General features: G+C 63.2%; 1 protein-coding gene. It reads right to left on the bottom strand.

Annotated features, from left to right (window positions below; genetic code table 11):
* A partial coding sequence (locus AB0I14_RS32035; RefSeq protein ID WP_358031009.1) for a condensation domain-containing protein occupies positions 1-2,631 on the bottom strand: 2,631 nt, incomplete at both ends.

Below are 2,631 nucleotides of genomic sequence, written 5' to 3'. Positions count from 1 at the left end.
AACGCACCCCAGATCTCCCACACCGACACATCAAACGAATACGAATGCCACTGCGCCCACACCTCTGGTGACAAATGCCGATCCAGCGACCCCACGAACTGCGTGATGTTCTGCTGAGCGACCGCCACACCCTTGGGAACACCAGTGGTTCCCGAGGTGTAGATCAGATAGGCGATGTCATCCGGAGCAGGCGCGGGTAACGGGCTGCTCGGTTGCGCGGCGATGCGCGGATCATCGATGTCCACGACAGTGACGCCGCAACCATCCACTCGCCCAAGCAAACTCGGGGCGGTGACCACTGCGACCGGTTCGGCATCGCCGAGCATGAACTGGATCCGCGCATCGGGATGCATCGGATCGATCGGCACATAGGCCGCCCCCGACTTGAGCACCGCCACGATCGACACAATCGCCTCAGCACACCGGGGAAACAGCAACGCCACGCACTTACCCGGACCCGCACCCAGACCAGTCAGCCAGTGCGCCAACCGATTCGACGCCTCATCCAACCCCCGATACGTCCACGACCGATCCCCACACACCACCGCCACCGCATCGGGAACACGGGCCACCTGCTGCGCAAACACCACCGGAACCGACACCGACACCGCCGGCGCGCTCAGTACCTCCCTATTACCGACCTCATCCAGCAGGACATGATCAGCCACGTCAAGCAGATCTATCGACGACAACGACTGCCCCGGGTCGGTCGTGATAGCCGCCAGTACGCATTGCAACCGCTCGATCAGGGTTTCGATGCTGGCCGCATCGAACACGTCGGTGCGGAACTCCACCGTTCCGCCGATCCCGGCCGGCTCACCGGCCTCATCCCACCGTTCGGACAGTGAGAAGGTCAGATCCATCCGGGCGACGTGGATGTCGACCGACAGCGGGCTGACCTTCGCCTCCCCCAACGCCGACACCGTCGCGGCATCAGCGGTGAAGTTCTGCCACGCCAACGCCACCTGGACCAATGGGTGATGGGCCAGCGAGCGGGTCGGCTTGAGCCGATCCACCAACACCTCGAACGGCACATCCTGATGCTCCAAAGCGGCCAGACTGCGCTGACGCACCTGCTCCACCACATCAGCAGCCGTAGGATCACCGGCCAGATCTACCCGCAACACCAACGTGTTGACGAAGAAACCGACCATCTGATCCAGCGCGACATCACCACGCCCGGCGATCGGAACACCCACCGCCACATCAGAACTCGTACTCAGCTTCGACAACAACATCGCCAGCGCGGCCTGCACCACCATGAACGTCGTCGCGTTATGCTCACGGGCCACCCGCGCCACCTGCTGCTGCAACTCAGCAGGCCACTCCACCACCACACTGGCACCCCGGTGATCAGCCTCCGACGGATACGGCCGATCCGTCGGCAACTCCAACCGCTCAGGCAACCTCGCCAGAGTCTGCTCCCAATACCCCACCTGCCCGGCAATCCGACTGCTCGGGTCGCCCAACTCGCCCAAATACCCGCGCTGCCACAGCGTGTAATCCACATACTGCACCGGCAACGGAGCCCACTGTGGCATCTGTCCCATAGAACGACTCGCATAAGCCAGCTGCAGATCAGCTACCAACGGGGCCACGGACCAGCCATCGGCCGCGATATGGTGCACCACCCCGGCCAGCACATGCTCGTTCTCGCCAACACTGAAAAGCCTGGCCTGCAACGGAATCTCAACGGACAGGTCGAATCTGTAGCCGGCCACCGCTTCGATGGCCTCACGCAGTTCGCCTTCCGACCACCCGCTGGCATCAACCACTCGCCAACCAGAATCGGCCTCGTCGACGGGCACTGCCACCTGCTCCGGAACCCCCTCGACCGACCTGAACACCGTGCGCAAAGACTCGTGGCGGCCGACCACATCGGTCAGCGCTTGGCCCAGCGCGTCAGCATCCAGATGACCGGTGACCCGCAACGCCACCGCCATGTTGTAGATCGGTGACGGTCCCTCCAACTGATCCAGGAACCACAACCGCTGCTGAGCATAAGACAACGGAACAACAGCCGGACGGGGCTGGGCCACCAACGGTTCACGCCCACCCGAACTCTCAGCGACCCGCGCCGCCAACTGCGCCACCGTCGGCGTCTCGAACACCGCACGAACCGCAAGATCGGCACCCACACTCGCGTTGATCGCATTGATCAACCGAGTCGCCGACAACGAATCCCCACCCAGATCGAAAAACGAGTCATCCACCCCGACCCGCTCCAAACCCAACACCTGGGCGTAGATCCCAGCCAGCATTTCTTCGACCGGGGTGCTCGGAGCGCGATACGCGTCAACGTCGACATACTCAGGTGCGGGCAAAGCCCGCCTGTCGAGCTTGCCGTTCACCGTCAACGGTATTGCGCCGAGCACCACCACCGCCGCCGGCACCATGTAGCCCGGCAACCGCTGCGCCAACGCAGTGCGGACAGCGGCCGGATCCGCGATGCCGGTGATATATCCGACCAACCGTTTGTCGCCCGGGTTGTCCTCCCGAGCGATCACCGCCGCCTGATCCACACCCTCCAGCTCAACCAAAGCTGTTTGAATCTCCCCCAACTCGATGCGATAGCCCCGGATCTTGACCTGCTCATCAGCACGACCGAGATACCGCAACTGCCCATCACTG

This window comes from Mycobacterium sp. NPDC050441, assembly GCF_040655355.1.
In the GTDB taxonomy this organism is placed as follows: domain Bacteria; phylum Actinomycetota; class Actinomycetes; order Mycobacteriales; family Mycobacteriaceae; genus Mycobacterium.
This window is presented reverse-complemented; position numbering and strand designations above follow the sequence as displayed.